The organism is Sphingomonas sp. PP-CE-1A-559 (genome assembly GCF_004340965.1).
In the GTDB taxonomy this organism is placed as follows: domain Bacteria; phylum Pseudomonadota; class Alphaproteobacteria; order Sphingomonadales; family Sphingomonadaceae; genus Sphingomonas.
This window is the reverse complement of record NZ_SLYA01000001.1, coordinates 252,207-271,835: the sequence shown is the minus strand read 5'-3', so window position 1 is coordinate 271,835 and position 19,629 is coordinate 252,207. Positions and strand designations below refer to the sequence as shown.

The 19,629-nt window shown below is 66.1% G+C and carries 13 protein-coding genes; 6 read left to right on the top strand and 7 right to left on the bottom strand.

Annotated features, from left to right (window positions below; all coding sequences use genetic code 11):
- Positions 1–102: 102 nt before the first annotated feature.
- From C8J42_RS01120 to C8J42_RS01105, 4 genes are read right to left on the bottom strand one after another with little or no spacing between them, the layout of a single operon-like run.
- Entirely contained in the window at positions 103–1,554 is a 1,452-nt protein-coding gene (locus tag C8J42_RS01120) for a family 43 glycosylhydrolase (RefSeq protein ID WP_207897043.1), read from the bottom strand.
- A gap of 13 nt (positions 1,555–1,567) precedes the next feature.
- Positions 1,568–2,293 (bottom strand): acetylxylan esterase, encoded by a 726-nt coding sequence (locus tag C8J42_RS01115; RefSeq protein WP_133018618.1) that lies wholly within the window; start codon positions 2,291–2,293, stop codon positions 1,568–1,570.
- 22 nt (positions 2,294–2,315) lie between these two features.
- Positions 2,316–3,236, bottom strand: coding sequence for an alpha/beta hydrolase (locus tag C8J42_RS01110; RefSeq protein ID WP_243643987.1), 921 nt, complete (start codon positions 3,234–3,236; stop codon positions 2,316–2,318).
- 34 nt (positions 3,237–3,270) lie between these two features.
- Complete coding sequence (locus C8J42_RS01105; protein WP_133018616.1) at positions 3,271–4,926, bottom strand: carboxylesterase family protein; 1,656 nt, start codon at positions 4,924–4,926, stop codon at positions 3,271–3,273.
- A 218-nt stretch (positions 4,927–5,144) separates the two neighbouring features.
- Here C8J42_RS01105 and C8J42_RS01100 point away from each other — a divergent pair, with 218 nt between their 5' ends.
- The 6 genes from C8J42_RS01100 to C8J42_RS01075 all read left to right on the top strand — a co-directional run bounded on the left by C8J42_RS01100 (position 5,145) and on the right by C8J42_RS01075 (position 14,639).
- Positions 5,145–7,706, top strand: a complete 2,562-nt coding sequence (locus C8J42_RS01100) for a glycoside hydrolase family 9 protein (protein ID WP_133018615.1) — start codon at positions 5,145–5,147, stop codon at positions 7,704–7,706.
- 8 nt (positions 7,707–7,714) lie between these two features.
- Entirely contained in the window at positions 7,715–9,358 is a 1,644-nt protein-coding gene (locus tag C8J42_RS01095; RefSeq protein ID WP_133018614.1) for a glycoside hydrolase family 43 protein, read from the top strand.
- A gap of 150 nt (positions 9,359–9,508) precedes the next feature.
- A complete protein-coding gene (locus tag C8J42_RS01090; protein WP_133018613.1) occupies positions 9,509–10,645 on the top strand; it encodes a glycoside hydrolase family 43 protein in 1,137 nt (378 codons plus the stop codon).
- Positions 10,645–12,090, top strand: a complete 1,446-nt coding sequence (gene xylB, locus C8J42_RS01085; protein WP_133018612.1) for a xylulokinase — start codon at positions 10,645–10,647, stop codon at positions 12,088–12,090. The genes C8J42_RS01090 and xylB overlap by 1 nt, the downstream gene beginning before the upstream one ends.
- 6 nt (positions 12,091–12,096) lie before the next feature.
- Positions 12,097–13,407: a xylose isomerase gene (xylA, locus tag C8J42_RS01080; RefSeq protein ID WP_133018611.1), complete on the top strand. Its 1,311-nt coding sequence runs from the start codon at positions 12,097–12,099 to the stop codon at positions 13,405–13,407.
- A gap of 431 nt (positions 13,408–13,838) precedes the next feature.
- Positions 13,839–14,639 carry a FadR/GntR family transcriptional regulator gene (locus tag C8J42_RS01075; RefSeq protein ID WP_120299426.1) on the top strand — a complete coding sequence of 267 codons (801 nt, stop codon included), beginning with the start codon at positions 13,839–13,841 and terminating at the stop codon, positions 14,637–14,639.
- 9 nt (positions 14,640–14,648) lie between these two features.
- Here the strand turns inward: C8J42_RS01075 and uxuA are convergent, their stop codons facing one another.
- The 3 genes from uxuA to C8J42_RS01060 all read right to left on the bottom strand — a co-directional run bounded on the left by uxuA (position 14,649) and on the right by C8J42_RS01060 (position 19,451).
- Positions 14,649–15,821, bottom strand: a complete 1,173-nt coding sequence (uxuA, locus tag C8J42_RS01070; protein WP_133018610.1) for a mannonate dehydratase — start codon at positions 15,819–15,821, stop codon at positions 14,649–14,651.
- 108 nt (positions 15,822–15,929) lie between these two features.
- Positions 15,930–16,700: a FadR/GntR family transcriptional regulator gene (locus tag C8J42_RS01065; RefSeq protein WP_133019175.1), complete on the bottom strand. Its 771-nt coding sequence runs from the start codon at positions 16,698–16,700 to the stop codon at positions 15,930–15,932.
- A 132-nt stretch (positions 16,701–16,832) separates the two neighbouring features.
- On the bottom strand, positions 16,833–19,451 hold the full coding sequence (locus C8J42_RS01060) for a glycosyl hydrolase 115 family protein (RefSeq protein ID WP_243643983.1): 2,619 nt from the start codon (positions 19,449–19,451) through the stop codon (positions 16,833–16,835).
- Positions 19,452–19,629 lie beyond the last annotated feature (178 nt).

Here is a 19,629-nt window from a genome sequence, read left to right as displayed (position 1 = left end):
AGGTCCATACTCTCCCTTTCGGCCACCATTCGGCAGCCCGATCGTTTCGATACTTGTAGGAGTAGTTCAATTTCGGCCGGCGTCAACGTCGGCCGGGATCGGCTACGGTCGCTTGAAGCTCCAGCGCCCGGCGGGGCTGGCCGGATCGAACTTGGCCAGCGTCGGGGTACTCGCGCCGATCGCGACGAGTGCCAGACCCGCACGACCACCAGCGGCAGTCTTCGGCATGATCCGGTAGGTGCCGTCCGTGAGTTGATCGATCCGCCACAACTGCTCGGTCGCGCCAGTGAATGCGGGCACCGTCTCGACCTCGCCCTGCCCGGTCGCCGCGAGGACGCGCGCGGTCCCGGCGATCGTGATCGTGTAATAGGGCGCACCAAAATACCCGCCGCCCCCCGCCGCCGGCGCGATCGTCCACAATTGATGCGGGCGGTTCATATAGTCGGCAAGATCGACGCGGATGCGGCCCTGCGGCCAACCCGCTGAATCCTGCGCTAACGTCTGGTCGGGGATCGGGCTGACCGGATCGGTCGGCTTGGCCATGAAGGCGCGGCGCGGGTCGAACGCGATCCTGACGACATCGGTGGCGAGGCCGAGCGCGTAGCCGCTGCGTTCGGAGGCGACTTCATAGGTGCCGGGGACGACATTCTCCCCCGCGACCGGCCAGCCGTCGGTCCAGCGGAGCGGCTCTATCCCCAGCACGCTGCGGCCGCTGCGATCCATGTCCGCTTCGTAATGCATCGAGAATTTCTCGACGCCGCCGTCGAGTTCGATCAGCCCGAAATGACCGGGGCCGATAGTGCGACCGCGTGCGCTGACGACCAGCTTGCCGCCGCCGCGTAGCAGCGGCGTCCCCATGTGATCGACATACGGCCCGAGCGGGCTACGCGATCGGCCGACGCGGATGTGATAGGTCGAATTGGGCCCGTCGCAGCACGTCCCGTGCGTGCCGAGCAAATAATACCAGCCGTCGCGGTGCATCATCGCGGTGGCTTCCATGTCGATCGCGACGTCGACCGGCTGATTGCCTGCGACGCGCAGGCCCGTCTTGGGATCGAGCTCGACGATGCGGATCGGCCCGAAATAGGTGCCGTAAGTCAGCCACAAATGGCCGTCGACGTACAGGAATGCGGGGTCGATCGCGTCGGCGGTCTCCACCCCGTCGCTCGACGCGACCACGCCGACGTCGTGATGTTTGAACCGCGGCGATTTCGGATCGAGCGACAGCGTCCACATGATCTTGACCTGGCTCGCATGCCCGCCGGACATACCGCCGCCACCGACCGCATAGGCGACGTAATAGCGGTCGCCGATCTTGATCACGTCGGGCGCGACGCCGCCGCCGGGACGCTCGGGGCCGCTGCGCCACGTCCAGCCGTCGTCGGAGACCAGGCCACCGCCACGCGTGCCGAACGTGTAGTATTTGCCGTCGGACTCGGTCACCGTCGACGGATCGTGGATGAACGTCTCGCCCTGCAACTGCGCGGCGGCGGGCGACGCCCCGGCGGCCAGGATCGCGGACAGCCCGAGAGCGGCGGCGGCAAGACGCGTCATGAGGGTCTCCATGCTAGCGGACATCGGTCTTGAGGTCGGTGATCGGCCGACCGGTCTCGTGGACGAAGCGGACGCAGAAGTCGCTCAGGCCGGGGCCGTTGATCACCGCGCCGCGCAGGACGTTGCGGCCCTTGCGCAGCGTCACGCGGTCCGACAGCACGTCGTCCATCACCATGCGGCGATCGTTGAACAGCCCGGCCGCCTCCTTGCCGTTCAGCCACCAGATCGACGCCGAGTTCGACCCGACCGCCAGCCGCACGTCGCGCATCTCGCGCGGGCTGTCGACGATCGTCACCGCCCAGAAGATCACGCCGTAGGTCGGCTTGCCGAGACCCTTGGCGAAGCTGAACAGCTTGACGTCGAACGCGCCGGAATCGAGCGCGTGCCAGCGTAGCGGCTGGGCCGCTTTCACGACCTGGCCGTCGCGCGGGATCTCCGTGAACTGGCCGGGAAAATACTGCGTGGTCAGCGCCTGCCGGACATAGGTGGCGGTGAAGCCCGTATTGCTGCGGTTGGGCTTGTCGATCGGCTCGAGCAACAGCCAGCGACGCAGGAACCCGTCGCTGTCGGGCGTCGTGGGCCCTTGCGTCACCGGCTGGAAATACGGCGCGAGACCGGTCGCCAGTGCCGGCGCCGTATCCTGTCCGTTCGCGCCGGACGACATCCCGGCCAGCGCACCCAGCGCCAACAGCGGCGCAGCGCGCAGCCCGATCGCACGCCCCCTCGTGAAGCGCGTCATATCCGTCTCCCCCTGCATCGTGTCATCGCCGTACGAGCATGCCGTTGGCGTCGAGCCAGTGCATGAAATCCTCGAACCAGCCGGTGCTGGTCGTGCCTTTCTTGCCCAGCCCGAAGCCGTGCCCACCTGCCTGGTAAAGGTGGAACTCGACCGGCTTCCCCGCCTTCTGCCAGGATTCGATCAGGCCGAATCCCTTGTTGGCGAACAGCGGGTCGTTGGCGGCGAGCACCGCGAACAGCGGCGGGGCGTCGGCCGGCACCTTCACCGCCTCCATCGATCCATAGATCGGCGCGATGAAGGCGAGATGCGTGTCGGGTGCAGCCAGCGCGGTCGCCATCGTCGTCATCGCCCCCGCCGAAAAGCCGACCATGCCGACGCGGGCGGGGTCGATTTTCCACTCGGTCGCGCGCGTCCGCACCAGCGCGACCGCAGCGCGCGCATCGGCGATCTGGTCGCTGAGCCCGGCGATCGCCTCGTCCGGGCTCATCCGCCGCTGCGGTTGCGCGGCACCGGCGAACATGGCCGTGACCGATTGCTCGAACCCGCCCATGTCCGCCGGTGTCGGCTTCAACCGGTACTTAAGCACGAACGCCGCGATGCCCCGGCCGGCGAGCGCCTTCGCCACGCGCCAGCCCTCGTTCTCCATCGACAGCATCAGGAAGCCGCCGCCCGGCGCGACGATCACCGCCGCTCCGGTCGCCTTGGCGGGATCGGGCAGGAACGGCGTCAGCGTCGCGGACGTGACGTTGCGCGTCATCGCCACGCCGTACTGCTGGAACCAAGCTTCGGGCGCGGCCTGCCCCTTCACGCCGCCGGTATTAAGCGGGATGGCCGTCGGCTCGGCCGGCGCCGCCGTCGCGGTCATCCGCGCGTCCTGCGCCAGCACCGGCGTCGCCAATGCCAGCGCGCTGGCAAACAGCCCAAATCCGATCAACCAACGCATCGCCTTCTCTCCCAAAGTGGACATCAAACCACGGTCACGACAGCAGGATACGCCGCGCGGCGCCCTCGGGATCGTCGACCATGCGGCTCGTGGTATCGAACACCATCGTCTGGCAGCGCTGCGGATCAGTCGGCGTCCAGCTCAAGCCCGGCTGGCTCGGATTGCCCGTCCGCGCGAAATTCGCCCACGCGGTCGACATGGTCCGCGCGACGCGCTGCGCTTCGGGCGTATTGCCGGTGCCCTGGTCGCAGAGCGCGGTGTTGTCGAAGCAGAAGGCTAGGTCGGCGGTGTGCCATGCGCCCGCGACGCCACCGAGCTGCGGCGACTGCCACTGGAACAGATATTGGTACACCGGCGCGCCGCGCTGCGCGTGTTTCAGGCGGACCATGTCCTGCACGCGGTTGCGGTTCTGCAGGCCTTGCACGCCGTACGCCAGCGTCCGCACCGCCTTTTCCGGGTGCGCCTGTTTCATCGCCGCGATCAGCCGCCCGGCCTTGTCGCCGCCCATCTGCGTGGTGAGATCGGTCCGCCACTGCGCCTCGCTAGGATCATAGCCCCAGCGCATCCCCTCCTCGCTGACGTTGCCGATCATCACCGGCACGTCGCGCAACACCTCCGGCGCGATGTCCGAGTAGGAGCGGACGTCGATCACCTTGCCGTCGAGCGTCGGGTTCCAGCCTACGCGCGGCGTCAGCGAAGGCCCCATCGGCCCGCGCGGACCGTTGATCTCGTTCGCGACCTTGTTGCCCGCCTCGAACAACGGCTTCCACGCGATCCGCTGGAGCGCGCCCAGATCCTTCGACCCGATGTTCAGTTCGCGCAGCACGCGCCGCGAGAAATCGTGCGACTGTTCTGCGGTCGGCAGCGACCCGCCGCCGCCCGACTGCACTGCCGCACGATGGATCAGGCCCTTGCCGGTCGCCATGCCGAGCAACGTCGTCACCTTCGATCCGCCGCCCGACTGGCCGTAGATCATCACCGTGTCGGGATCGCCGCCGAACCGCGCGATGTTCTCCTGCACCCAGCGCAGCGCCGCGACGCAATCGGTCATGCTGACGTTGACCGACGTGTCGTACGCCGCGCCGCCGACCTCGGTCAGGTCGAGGAACCCGAGCACGTTCAGCCGGTGGTTGATCGATACCTGCACGACGTCGTGATGCCGCGCCATCTGTGCGCCGTCATGCGAGGCGAGTTCGTATGACGATCCGAACGCGAACCCGCCGCCGTGGAAATACACCATCACCGGCCGCTTGCCAGACAACGACGGCGTCCAGACGTTCAGCTTCAGCATGTCCTCGCCAATGAACCCGTCGGTCCATTGCTGCAGAAACGTATGCTCTACCGCGCTGAAATCATGCAGCGTCTGCGGGCAGTTCGCGCCGTAGGACAGCGTGTCGCGCGCTTCGGTCCAGCGCTGCGGCGGCTTGGCGGGCAGCCAGCGGTTTTCGCCGCCGGTATCCGCCCCGTAAGGCACGCCCTTGAAGGTGTAGACGCCGTCCGAGACATAGCCGCGAACCGGACCGTATTGCGTCCGCGCGATCGCCGATTGCGGCGTGGAACAGGTCCCGGCGCGCGATGCGGAGGGTCCAGGCGCAGCGCGCGCGCGCCCGACCGCGGGCAGCATCAGCCCCGCCCCTGTGGCGATCGATGCAAGCATCGCGCGACGACGATCGACGGTTGGCCCGGTCATCCTCTTCTCCCTATCAATTGCGTGCAGGCTGTTCTCCGACGTCCCGAAACCGGAACCGTCGCGTGCCCTTTGCAACCTTGTATGAGTATTAGGGTGATACCGCTATCCTGTCCATATGGGAACAGCGACAGCGGGTGGCGTATGCGTTTGTTAGCGCTATAGTCGCGGGAATAGCAGGCGAATCCAACGCCGCACGACGATACCGGAGAGGAAAAACCATGGCGGCCAAATCCGCATTCTGCCTGATCGCGACTCTGCTCGCGAGCGCCGCGCCCGCAATCGCTCAGACAAGCCCGCGCGTCGCATCGACCGACCTGACGCTCAACGCCGCCGGTTATTACGAGGCGCCGGCCGCCAACGTGCTCGTCTTCTCCAACTGGTATGACGGCCTGTTCGCGGACTCGAAGATTAGTGGCGTCGAGATCATCCAGCAGGGCGAACGGATCGCCACCAACGGCGACGTCCGCCTGTCGTCGACGCCCGGCCAATGGGACGCGATCGGACGCCTGGTCGACCGCAAGATCGACGCGGCGACCGGCGCGATTACCGTTACGCTCGAATATCCCGACTATAAGTGGCGCTACCGCGTGCGCTCAGAAAAGCGCGGCGGCGCGGTCGCCGTGTCGGTTATCCTCGACCAGCCCGTGCCAGCCGCGCTCGCGGGCAAGGCCGGGTTCAACCTCGAATTCCTCCCCGCCGCCTATTTCCACCACAGCTACATGGCGGACGGAGTCAGCGGCGCGTTCCCGGTCTACCCGGCCGATGCGATGATCCAGACGCCGCAGCGCAACGCGGCAAGCGGACGCGCAGAAGGTCCCGGCGCGGAACCGACCGCGATCGCCAAAGGCAGTCGCTTCGTGCTCGCACCCGAGGATCCGGCACGCCGCGTGACGATCCGATCGACCGCCGAGGTGCAGCTGTTCGACGGCCGCAACCAGGCGCAGAATGGCTGGTTCGTGCTCCGGTCGCTGCTCCCGGCCGGGCGCACCGGCACCGTGCTCGACTGGATGATCCAGCCCAACAGCGTACCGGGCTGGCTGCGCGCGCCGGTGATCGCGCATTCGCAGCTCGGCTATACGCCCGACGCGCGGAAGGTCGCGACGATCGAGCTCGACCGCAACGATCGCCGCCTGCTCCCCGCGCGCCTGCTCCGCGTCGGCGAGGATGGCAGCATGACACCCGTGCCGACCGCGCCCGCCAAGCGCTGGGGCGAGTATCTCCGCTACAGCTATCTGCAACTCGATTTCAGCGCGGTCCGACAGCCCGGCACCTATGTGCTCGACTACGGCACCACGCGCACCGCACCGTTCCGGATCGCCGCCGATGCCTATGCCGGCGCATGGCATCCGACGCTCGACGTCTATTTTCCGGTCGCGATGGACCATATGTTCGTCAACGAAGGCTACCGCGTCTGGCACGGCGACGCGCACCGCGACGACGCGCGGCAGGCGCCGACCGGCCACGAGCATATCGACCTCTACGCGCAGGGGCCAACGACCGACACGAGGTTCAAGTCGGGCGAGCACATCCCCGGCCTCGCGGTCGGCGGATGGTTCGACGCGGGCGACTACGACATCCGCACCCAGTCGCAATATCAGGTGATCCGTTCGCTGGTCGACAGCTGGGAGCGCTGGCACCCGATGCGCGATACGACCGCGATCGACTGGACGCGGCGCAAGACCGAGATCCACGTTCCCGACGGCACGCCTGATCTCGTCCAGCAGATCCGCCACGGCACGCTGCAACTCGTCGCGCAGTTCGATGCGGTCGGCCACGCGATCCACGGCATCGTCGAACCCAATGTGGCGCAATATACGCATCTCGGCGATGCCTCGACCAAGACCGACGGGCTGGTCTACGATCCCACGCTAAAGCTCGGGGAGGAGAAGGGTGGCCGCAGCGGGACGCCCGACGATCGCTGGGCGTTCACGACCAAGGCCTCGGCGCTGAACTACGGCTCGATCGCAGGCCTCGCCGCCGCTTCGCGCGCGCTCGCCGAAGTCGATCCCGCGCTGTCCAAGAAGGCGCTCGGGATCGCGACGCGGACCTGGGCGGAGGAACAATCGCACGCGCCCGATCTGTACCAGCACGGCAACACCACCGGCGGTCCGCTCGATGCCGAGCGCTTCTCCGCCGCGGTCGAGCTGCTCCACACGACGCGCGATCCGCGCTATGCCGCCGCGGTCCAGTCGCTGTGGCCCACGATGGAAAAGACGTTCGCCTTCACTCTGCGCGATGCGGTGGCGGCGATTCCGTTCATGCCGCCGGCCTATCGCGCGGCAATGATCCCGACGGTGCGCGCCTATGCCGCCGCCACCGAGACCGCGGCCAAGGCCAACCCGTTCGGCGTGCCGATCACCACCGGCGGATGGGCGGGCAGCGGCACCGTGCTCGGCTATGCGATGAACGCGTACACGCTGCACAAGGCGTTCCCGGAGATCATGCCCGCCGACGCCGTGTTCCGCGGGCTCGAGTTCCTGGTCGGCAACCACCCCGCGTCCGACGTGTCGTTCGTCTCCGCGGTCGGCACCGTCTCGAAGGAAGTCGCCTACGGCAACAACCGCGCCGACTTCTCGTTCATCGCCGGCGGCGTGGTGCCGGGCGTGCTCATCATCAAGCCGGACTTCCCCGAGAACCATGAAGACTGGCCGTTCTTCTGGGGCGAGAACGAATACGTCATCCCCGAAGGCGCGATGTGGATCGAACTCGCGCAAGCCGCGCAGGAACTTGCCGCGGCGCCTGCATCGAAACCAGCGCAGACAGCCAGCGCACCCAAGTGAGAACCGCCATGCAAATCCAGAAATTCGCACTCCTCGCCGGTATCGCCCTCGGAACGCCCGCCTTCGCGAGCGACGCACCACGGTTCAGCACCTTCAGCTATGACGGCCACACGCAGGAGAAGGTCAGCGTCGGGCCCAATCAATATCGCAACCCGATCCTGTCGGGCTATTATCCCGATCCGTCGGTGACGCGCGTCGGCGACGACTATTACCTCGTCCTCTCCTCGTTCGCGCACTACCCCGGCCTGCCGATCTTCAAGTCGAAGGACCTGGTGAACTGGACTCAGATCGGCAATGCGATCGACCGGCCGGAGCAACTCGACTTCACCGGGATGCGCACGTCGCAGGCGGTGTTCGCGCCCGACATCTCGTACCACGACGGCGTCTTCTACATCGTCAACACGTGCGTCGAGTGCAAAGGCAATTTCGTCATCACCGCGAAGGACCCCGCGGGGCCGTGGTCGAACCCGATCTGGCTGCCGTTCGAAGGCATCGACCCGTCGATCTACTGGGAAGGCGACAAGGCGTATATCGTCAACAACCGCGCCCCCGCAGAGCCGGCGCGCTACGATGGCCACCGCGCGATCTGGATCCAGGAATATGACTGGCGCGCGGGAAAAATGGTCGGCGACAGCACGCAGCTGATCAACGGCGGCGTCGACATCTCCAAGAAGCCCGTGTGGATCGAAGGACCGCACATCTTCCGCAAGGACGGCTATTATTATCTGACCGCGGCCGAGGGCGGCACCAGCGTAAACCACTCGCAGGTCGCGCTGCGCTCTAAGTCGCTCCGCGGGCCCTATGTGCCGTTCGCAGGCAACCCGATCCTGACCCAGCGCGATCTCGACCCGGCGCGGCCCAACCCGGTCACGTCGACTGGCCATGCCAAGCTCGTCGAGACACAGAACGGCGACTGGTACGCGACCTTCCTCGGCGTGCGGCCGTACGAGGGCGACTATTACAATATCGGCCGCGAGACGTTCTTGTTACCGGTAACATGGAAGGACGGCTGGCCGATCATCCTGCCGAAGGGCCAGCCGGTCCCGTTCGTCGGCACCAAGCCCAGGCTGCCAGCAAGCCCGCCCAGCCGCATCCCGACCAGCGGTGACTTCGCCTATGTCGACAGCTTCGACGGTAGCAAGCTGGCGATGCAATGGGTCGGCGTACGCACGCCCAAGACACCCTTCTACCGGCTCGACCACGGCGACCTGATCCTCGACCGCGGCGGACGCATCGGCGATCTTTCGAAGGTGCCGTCGTTCGTCGGACGCCGCCAGCAGCATCACGTCGCGACGATGTCGACGACGGTCCGCTTCACGCCCGACACCGATGGCGATCGCGCCGGCCTGGTCGCGATGCAGAGCGACGCGAATTATGTGTTCTTCGGCATCACCCGGATCGCCGGCAAGCCCGTCGTCGCGCTCTACACCACCGACAAGGGCACGGAACAACTGGTCGCCTCCGCACCCGTCACCGCCACGGGCCTCGTCACGCTGACGATCCGCGCGAACGGCGGCACGATGGCGTTCGACTATGACGGTGCCGGCGGCCAGAAGACCCTCGCGCGCGACGTCGATGCGCGCGTTCTCAGCACCAAGACCGCAGGCGGCTTCGTCGGCACGCTGGTCGGTCCCTATGCGTGGAGGAAGTGAGCCGCGTAGGCCCACATGCGACCTAGGTCGTGTCGACAGTCGTCCGCTCGGCATGCTAAGAGTTGACACGTTTCGTGCGGTAGCGCTACCCAAACACATCGAAGCTCGACACCACATCAGATGGTGAACATTAGGAAGGACCACGGACCGATGCGTTTCAGCCTCGCGCCTACGCTCGTCATTGCCGCACTTGCCGCAACGGGGACGATCGCCCTCGCCCAGACCAATGGCGCCAACGCCCCGTCTAAGCCCGCATCCGCCGGCAAGGAACCGCGCAGCCCCGACGGCAAGCGCTATCTGTCACAGCCCCTGGTCACCAGCATCTACACCGCAGACCCTTCGGCGCATGTCTTCAACGGCAAGATCTACGTCTATCCGAGCCACGACATCGACGTGAAGATCCCGGACGACGATCTCGGCAACCAATATGCGATGCGCGACTACCGCGTCCTGAGCATGGACCGCATCGGCGGCCCGGTGAAGGTCAACGGCGTCGCGCTCGACGTGAAGGACGTGCCCTGGGCGTCGCAGCAGATGTGGGCCCCTGATGCCGCCTACAAGAACGGCACCTATTACCTGTACTTCCCGGCGCGCGACAAACAGCTCGACAAGAACGGCCTCGGCACGTTCCGCATCGGCGTCGCCACCTCGAAGAGCCCGGTCGGCCCGTTCAAGGCCGATCCCAAGCCGATCGCCGGCAGCTTCTCGATGGACCCCGCAGTGTTCACCGACGCGAACGGCGCGAGCTACATGTATTTCGGCGGCATCTGGGGCGGTCAGCTCCAGCGCTGGAAGGATGGCAAGTTCGACGCCAACGGCTCCGACACCGATCTCGGCAAGGACGACCAGCCTGCGCTCTCGGGCAAGATCGCCAAGCTCAACCCCGACATGAAGAGTTTTGCCGAGACCCCGCGCGACGTCCAGATCCTCGACGAATCCGGCAAGCCCGTGCTCGGCGGCGACCATGAACGCCGCTTTTTCGAGGCGTCCTGGGTCTTCACGCGCGGCGGCAAATATTACTACACCTACTCAACCGGCGACACGCACTTCCTGAACTACGCGACCGGCGACAACCCGTACGGCCCGTTCACCTACCGCGGCCATATCCTGAAGCCGGTACAGGGCTGGACGAGCCACCATTCGATCGTCGAATGGAACAAGAAATGGTGGCTGTTCTATGCGGATACGCAGATGAGCAACAAGAACCACCTGCGCAACGTCAAGGTGACCGAACTGAAGTTCGCGCCCGACGGCTCGATCCCGACCATCGATCCGTTCGTCAACTGATGTTCCTCGGAATCGATATCGGCACCTCGGGTGTCAAGGCCGTGGTGCTCGACCAGCATGGCAGCGTGGTAGGCCAGGGCACTGCCGCGCTGACCGTGCAGCGGCCGCATCCGCTGTGGTCCGAACAGGATCCGGATGCGTGGTGGAAGGCGACCATCGCCGCGGTGCAGGCGATCGACCCCAGCGTCCGCCGCTCGGTGCGCGGCGTCGGGCTCGCTGGCCAGATGCACGGCGCGACGTTGCTCGACGCCGACGACAAGCCGTTGCGCCCCGCGATCCTGTGGAACGACGGACGTTGCTTTGCCGAATGCGAGGCACTGGAACGCGCCGTTCCCAACCTGCGCAAAATCTCGGGCAACATCGCGATGCCGGGCTTCACCGCGCCGAAGCTGCTCTGGGTCCGCAAACATGAGCCGGAGGTCTTCGCGAAGATCGCGACGGTGTTGCTGCCCAAGGACTATGTCCGGCTGCTGATGACCGGCGACAAGGCGTCCGACCTTTCCGACAGCGCGGGTACCTTGTGGCTCGACGTCGGCGGCCGCTGCTGGAGCGACGAGATCCTCGCCGCCTGCGGGCTGACGCAGGCGCAGATGCCGGCCTTGTTCGAAGGGTCGGCGATCACCGGCACGCTGACTGCCGAGGTCGCAGAACTCTGGGGCATGCCGCAGGTGCCGGTCGCGGCAGGCGGCAGCGACAATGCAGCAGGCGCGGTCGGCGTCGGGGTGGTCAAGGACGGCGATGCGTTGCTGTCGCTCGGCACGTCGGGCGTGATCTTCGTCGCGACCAAGGATTTCCGCCCCAATCCTGCGCGCGCGGTCCACGCCTTCTGTCACGCGCTACCCGGCATGTGGCACCAGATGTCGGTCCACCTGTCGGCCGCGTCCTGCATCGACTGGGTCGCGCGCATTACCGGTGCCGCCGGTGCCGCCGACCTGTTCGCGCGCGCCGAGGCCGCTGGTCCGGCCAGTGGCCCAGAGATCTTCCTCCCTTACCTCTCGGGCGAGCGCACGCCGCACAACGATCCGGAGGTGCGTGGCGCGTTCCTGCGCCTCGACAACGACACCGACGCCGGCCGCCTGTCGCAGGCGGTGCTGGAAGGCGTGGCATTCGCGCTCGCCGACGGTCTCGACGTGTTGCGTGAGGCCGGCACGACGGTCGAGCGCCTCGCGGTGATCGGCGGCGGTGCCCGCTCGCGCTACTGGGGCCAGGTGATCGCCGCGGCGATGGAGGTGGAACTCGTCTACCTTCAGGGCGGCGAGGTCGGCCCCGCGCTCGGTGCCGCCCGCCTTGCCCAGCTCGGCGTCGACGGCGGCGATCCCGCGGAGATCTGCGTCGCGCCCCCCGTTTCGCACACCATCGTCCCCGACCCTGCCCTCGTCTCGGCGCTCGCCGAGAAGAAGGCCGCGTTCCGCCAAGCCTATTCCCGCATCACCCCCAAATCGTAGGAAGCTTTGATGTCCGACTTCTTCGCCGATATCCCCCAGATCAAATATGAGGGCCCCGACAGCACCAACGAGCTGGCGTACCGCTTCTACGACAAGGACAAGATTGTCCTCGGCAAGCGCATGGAGGATCACCTCCGCTTCGCCGCGTGCTTCTGGCACACCTTCTGCTGGCCCGGCTCCGACGTGTTCGGCGGCGGCACGTTCGATCGCCCGTGGCACCGCGGCGCGAACGACAGCGCAGCGGCTGCGATGAAGCGCGAGGTCGCGTTCGAGTTCTTCAAGACGCTCGACGTGCCCTATTACTGCTTCCACGACGTCGACGTGATGGCCGACGCCGCCAACATCACCGAGCACCGCAAGTTCTTCGCCGAAGCCGTCGACCATCTCGAACAGCTCCAGGCCGCGTCGGGGCGGAAACTCCTGTGGGGCACCGCAAACCTGTTCAGCCACCCGCGCTTTGCCGCCGGCGGCGCGACCAACCCCGATCCGGAAGTGTTCGCGTTCGGCGCGATGCAGGTCCGCGATGCACTCGAGGCGACGCATCGTCTCGGTGGCCAGAACTACGTGCTGTGGGGCGGTCGCGAGGGCTACGAAACGCTGCTCAACACCGACATGAAGCGTGAGCTCGACAATTTCGGTCGTTTCCTGAGCCTCGTCGTTGAGCACAAGCACAAGATCGGCTTCACCGGCACGATCCTGATCGAGCCGAAGCCGTTCGAGCCGACCAAGCACCAGTACGACTTCGACACCGCGACGGTGTATGGCTTCCTCAAGCGCTATGGCCTGGAGAACGAGGTCAAGGTCAACATCGAGGCGAACCACGCGACGCTCGCCAGCCACACGTTCGAGCACGAGATCGCGACCGCGGCGGCGCTCGGCATCTTCGGCTCGATCGACGCCAATCGCGGCGATCCGCAGAATGGCTGGGATACCGATCAATTCCCGAATTCGGTCGAGGAACTGACGCTCGCCAATCTCGAGATCATCCGCGCCGGCGGGTTCACCACCGGCGGCTTCAACTTCGACGCCAAGGTGCGGCGCCAGAGCATGGACCCGGCCGACCTGTTCTACGGTCATGTCGGCGCGATCGACGTCGTCGCCAAGGGTCTGCTCAATGCCGCCAAGCTGATCGAAGACGGCCGTATCGATGCGATCAAGACCAAGCGCTATGCCGGCTGGGACGGTGAGTTCGGTGGCGCGATCGGTGGGCTAGACCTCGCCGGCATCGCCGACCTCGCGATCGAGCGCGGCATCGATCCGAAGCCGGTCTCGGGCCAGCAGGAGCGGATCGAGAACCTCATCAACCGCGTCCTCTGATCGACGACCGCCCGATCCTGCGCTCTGGCGTGGGATCGGGCATGTCCCGAGAGGGCGGAAATGCGCGTCGGCTGCCGGCGCTCGCGGCACGATGTATCATTCGCCGACCGATCCGGGTCCGCTGATCGACCGCAACTATGTTGCGGATGTCAAATGCGCGGCAGGATTAAGATCCCGAAATCTTCAGGGATTATAGGTCGACTGTCTGAACAGCCGATCGGTCGATTATATCGAGAACGATGACTGGCCAGCCGCGCGTCATCGAACGCAGGGGCATCCAGCCGACCTACCAGCGGCCCCGACGACCGCAGCACGCCCGACTCGCGTACCGTATGCAGCCTGTATCAGGGCGTTCCGACCCCCAAGACAGAAAATCTCTTATCGTCTCGCGATTGTCACGCGGCTATCACCCCGGTGATGGGAGCTTACCAATGACGAACTTCAATCCCGATCAGACGAGCCCGTCGTCGGATACGCCAATCGTGTCCGATGCGGCGATACCGTCGGAAAGCGCTACGCCGCCACGCCCGCCCCGCGGTACAGGACGGCGGCTGCACGGCGCGATCGCGCACAAGCTGGGCACCGCGATCCTGTCGGGCGAGTATCTCCCGGGCGATACATTGTCGGGCGAAGTCGCGTTTTCAGAGGCCCTGGACGTGTCGCGCAGTGCCTACCGCGAGGCGGTCCAGGTGCTGATGGCGAAGGGATTGGTCGAAAGTCGACCCAAAACCGGCACCCGCGTGTTGCCGCGCAGTCGCTGGAACCTGCTCGATCCCGACGTGCTCGCCTGGGCCTTTGCGGGCGAACCCGACATCGACTTCGTCCGCGGGCTGTTCGAGTTGCGCGCGATCGTCGAGCCTGCCGCTGCCGCGCTGGCCGCCGAGCGACGCGATCGTGCCGACCTCGCCGTGATGAAGGAGTCGCTCGCCGCGATGCGACGCCACACGCTGGCCACCGAAGCCGGCCGCGCTGCCGACCGCGAGTTCCACAACGCGGTGTTGCAGGCGACCCGCAACGACGCGCTCGTCGTGCTCAGCGCGAGCATCGGCGCGGCGGTAAGCTGGACGACGCAGTTCAAGCAGCGCACCCGCTCGCTGCCGCGCAACCCGATCCCCGATCACGTCCGCGTGTACGAGGCGATCGCCGCGAGTGACCCCGCCGCCGCCAACGCCGCGATGCGCAAGCTGGTCGACCTGGCGCTCGACGATACGCAGCTGGCGATGACGCGGTAGGCTCTGTTCCTACGCGGCGCCTCGGCCATGCGCGATACCCGTTTCCAGCCCGCGCAGTTCCGCCAGCCCGCGCAACCGCCCGATCAGTGAATAGCCGGGGTTGGTCCGCTTGTTGAGGTCGTCCACCATCTGGTGCCCGTGATCGGGGCGCATCGGCAGCGACCGCCCGGTGCGTGCCTGCAACGCGACCAGTTCGGTCATGATCGCGGGCATGTTCGCATCGCCCTCCAGATGCGCCGCCTCGTGAAACGCGCCACCGGGTTCACGCTGCACCGATCGCAGATGCACGAAGCCGATGCGCTCGCCGAGACGCCGGACCATCCCCGGCAGGTCGTTGTCCGCACGAACACCGAACGATCCGCTGCAGAAACACAGCCCGTTGGCGGCCGACGGCACCGCCGCGAACAGCGCGCTGACGTCCGCCTCGGTGCTCACCACACGCGGCAAGCCGAAGATCGGGAACGGCGGATCGTCGGGATGCACCACCAGCCGGATGCCCTCCGCCTCGGCGACTGGACACACCGCCTCCAGGAACGCGACGTGGTTCTCGCGCAGCCGCGACGCGTCGATGTCGGCATAGGTCTCGATCTGTTCGAGCAACTGCGGCGAACTGAAGCTCTCCTCGCTACCCGGCAGCCCGGCGATGATCGTCCGCTCCAGCGTCGCACGCGCCGCACCGTCCATCGCCGCAAACCGCTTGGCGGCGATGGCGACGACATCGGTTGCGTAGTCCTGCTTGGCGCCCGGGCGGCGCAGGATGTGGATGTCGTAGGCGGCCAGCGCGTGCAGCTCGAACCGCAACGCGCGTGCGCCGTCCGGCAACGCCCAACTCAGGTCGGTCCGCGTCCAGTCGAGCAACGGCATGAAATTATAGGTCACGACCTCGATGCCCTGCCCCGCCAGATTCCGCAGGCTGGTAACATAGGCCTCGATCAGCCGATCCCAGTCGCCCGAGCGCCGCTTCAGATCCTCGACGACGGGCAGGCTCTCGACCACTTTCCAGTCGAGCCCGGCGTCCTCGATCATGACGCGACGCGCGGCGATGGCGTCGACGGTCCACACGTCGCCATTGGCGACCTCGTGCAGTGCCGTGACGATCCCGGTCGCGCCGGCCTGGCGGATGGCGTCGAGCGGCACCGGGTCGTTCGGGCCAAACCAGCGCATGGTCTGGGTCATCTTCATCGGCCGCTCATCCCCGTTTTTCCATGGCGGTGCAGCCACATGCTCTCAATATCGATAGCAACGATCGAATTGGTCTGACAACCTATAAGCGCTTGGTCACCATATGGATCAAATGGTCGGAACGCCGCCGTAACGCTGGCGAGTCGTCGCGAGCGCCAGTCGAGCCTGTTCCATTGCCATCTCTTCGGTCTGGAACAGGAGGTGGTCCATCACCGACGTCAGGTGTGCGCGCATCGCGCCACGCGCCGCCGCCGCGTCGCGCGCGCGCAAAGCATCAACGATTGCAGCATGTTCGGCGACGACCGGCCGCACTTTGGCGTTGCGCGCCTTGGCATGGAGAAGCGCGCATTCGGGCGACGTCGAGCGTAAATGCCACAGATCCTCGATCGTCCGAACCACGCCCGAATTCCGCGTCGCCTGGGCGATCGCCATGTGGAAATCGCGATCGGCGATCTCGGTGACTTCGGTCAGCAAATTCTCGGTCGTCATGGCCTCGACCAGTCCGTCGAGCAGGTCGATCTCCGCATCGGTGATCTGGACCGCTGCGAGCGCTGCCGCCTCACCCTCGAACATGATCCGCGCTTCGGTCAGTTCGAACGCGGTAATCGCGAAACCCGGCTCTTCGCCCTGCCCCGGCAGCCGGCAGACATACGCCCCGGAGCCGACACGGACTTCGATAAAACCCTGCACTTCCAGCGCGATGAGGGCTTCACGCACCGCCGGGCGACTGGCGCCGTAGTCGATCGCCAGCTCGCGTTCGGCGGGCAGCCGATCGCCGATCGCGTAGGTGCCTGCGACCAATTCCTCGAACAGCCGCCGCGCCAGACGCTGGTACAAGCGGTCGTTCGCGGGAGCGTCGTATTTTCCGACCGCGAACAGCGCGTTCTGGGAGGCGGGCTTTGCCACTGGACTTACCAATCTAATGTCTGCGTATTGATGCTACTACGTCGCCCTTCCCAAGGAAACTGGCATCGTCGAATACCCTAAGGGATAGGCGCGCGGCGCGTTCCGTCAGGCGACGGGAACCGCACCTAGATAGGACACCGGTACCGGGGTGGTCGCAAGTACCAGCTTCTGGAGCACCATATTGTCGTCCAGCCGCCAGATCTTGATCGTATGACGGCCGCTTGCGACGTCACCAAGGCCTGTCGACAATCGTACGCCATTGTCACGCACCGCATCCGCCCAGCGCGCCTTGGCAATATTGTCCGTATCGCCTCCGGTAGGCTCGAGTACCGCACGCAGGATCTGAACCGCACCGCCGTCGATCGACACGCCGATCCGCGACCCGTCATGAACGAACGTGTCGAGCGTCGGCACGAGGTACAGCGTCACCGTCGCCGGTCCCGCCTTCGCCACGGTGACGTCGTATTCCAGGCAGACGCCGTCACTCGCCAGCGTTGCCGGTCGACCCTGCGGCATCGCGATCACTGCACCTGCCGTACGACCCAAATGCGGGATCGTCGTCCAGCGCAGCCCCTTGCCGTCGCGCGCGCGACTGAACGCGGGTGCTTCGAGGGCGACGATACCGGCCTGCGTCGCGGGCGTCGGAACGAAGACCGGCTGCTGCCGACGCTTTGCCTCGGGCGTATCGGCGCCGACCCGGACGATGCTCGGCATGGTCTGTTTGGTGGGATCGTTCCAGATAACATAGCTCATATGGACCTGCGCCATCATGCCGTCCCACTTGCCGCCGTTGATCGCGTGATACCGCTGCGTCAGTTCGCCGTCGCGCCGGAAAGCGGTTTCGACCTGATCGGCAAAATAATTGGCACGGGCGTCGTTCTTCGACGCCAGCAGCCGGTTCCACGCGGTGCCGTAATACATCCGGTACAGGTTCGCGACGGCTGCCACGGGAAACTCGACCAACTGGTAATAGGCGTCGCGCTGATCCGGCCGCAGCGTGGCGCGAACCGTAAGCATCCGTGCCTCCAGCGCGTCCCACTGCGCAACCATCGCGCCGAACTCGCCGCCATCGAGGCCCTTGGGATTGACTCCGCCTAGCGGGAAGCTGTCCTGGTCGATCAGTTCGGGCTTTCGGCGTGCGACATACTGGCTGTACTGAGTAACGATCTCGCCGATCGCGCGCGCCTGGTCCGGGCCGAACGTCGCCGTCGCCCATGCGCGCGGATAGTCGGCAACCGCGGCTGGGGTCATCGCATCCGGGTTCCAGGCCTGCGCCAGGAAGAACCCCAGCGGATATTCCATCGGCTTGATATCGCCGACGTTGACGATCCAGATCTGCGCCGCACCACGCCGGTACGCCAGGTCCATCTGCTGCCAAGTCTTCTCGATCTGGTTGGTGTTGATCCACTTGTAGTTGCGCGGACCGCCGACGTAATCGAAGTGATAATAGATGCCGTACCCACCTTTTCGCGGTGGTGCGGCGGGATCGGGCAGGCGACGGATCTGGCCCCAATTATCGTCCGAGAACAGCAACGTGACGTCGTCCGGCACCTTCATGCCGTGATCGTAATAGTCCTGCACTTCCTTGTAGAGCGCCCAGACCTGCGGCGTCTCAGTCGCCGGTTTGCCGGTGACGTCGGCGATGATCTTGCGCTGGTCGGCGACGACGCGTTCGAGCAGCCCGGTTGCGGTGCCCTCGGCCATCGCCTCGTCGCCGTCTCCGCGCATGCCGACGGTCACGACGGAGTCGTAATGCTGGCCGCCGCCCTTCGCCATCATGCGCTCGATCCCGCCGCGCCAGAATTTCCGCAGGTTGGCGCCGTTCCTGTCGTAATCCCATGCGCCGCCGGTCACGCCCTTGTCCTCGTGACGATGCCATTCGGCCTGCGCGCGCAGCATCGGCTCGTGGTGCGAATTGCCCATCATCACGCCCATCGCGTCGGCCAGCACCATGCTCGCGGGGTCGTCATCCGCGAACGCCTTGCCCCACATGGCGGGCCACAGATAATTGCCCTTCATCCGTAGCAGCAGTTCCAAGACGTGCACGTACATCGCCGCGTTCACGCCACCGAACGCCTTCTTCGCCCAGCCGCTGAGGCAAGGATCCTCGTCGTTGATGAAGAACCCGCGATAGCGGACCTTGGGCTGGTCGCACCTGGAGCCGGCAGGGATCAGCACGTCGCGCCGACGACGGACGGGCACGTCCGCGAACCAGTGCCACGGCGAAACGCCGATCCGCTCGGATACGTCGTAGGTACCGTACACCGCGCCGCGCCGGTCGGACCCGACGATCACTAGCGCACGCGACACGCCCGGCATCGGGTCGTCGACGACGATTTGCCGAAACGCTTCCCATTCGCCGTGCAGGTCGGCGGCCGCGATCTTGCCCGCCGCTACGAGACGATCGATGACGGCGCTGTGGCCGAGAACGCCAATGATAACCGCCGGCCCCTGCACAACGCCGCTCGCGCCATCGGTCAGGCGCGCAGCGGTACCGCTGACCCTCTCCAAATCGGCCGCAAAATTGCTGGCGACATGCCGGACCGCACTGTCGGCGTCGGCGTCGATCATGACTGCCGCCGGAATGCCCTTTTCGATCAAGGCAAACGCGGTCCGCGGGTTGGGCGTCGCATGTGCCTCGACAGCGAGCAAGGGCAGCGTCGCGAGCGCAGCGCCACATGCGGCACCACCCATCAGCGTACGGCGTGATACGGCCTGTGACATCGTCGTCTCTCCTGTCGTGAGCAGGCGGACAGCCCCATGTGAAACCCGCTGACTGCGCTTGGCGGACCTCGCATCGGCTATCCGTAGCCCGACCGCGCGCCCGTCGGGTCTTACCTGCGAAATCTCGCCGGCTGCGCTAGTATCGTCGAACCGATCTTGTCGATCATAGGTGCGATCG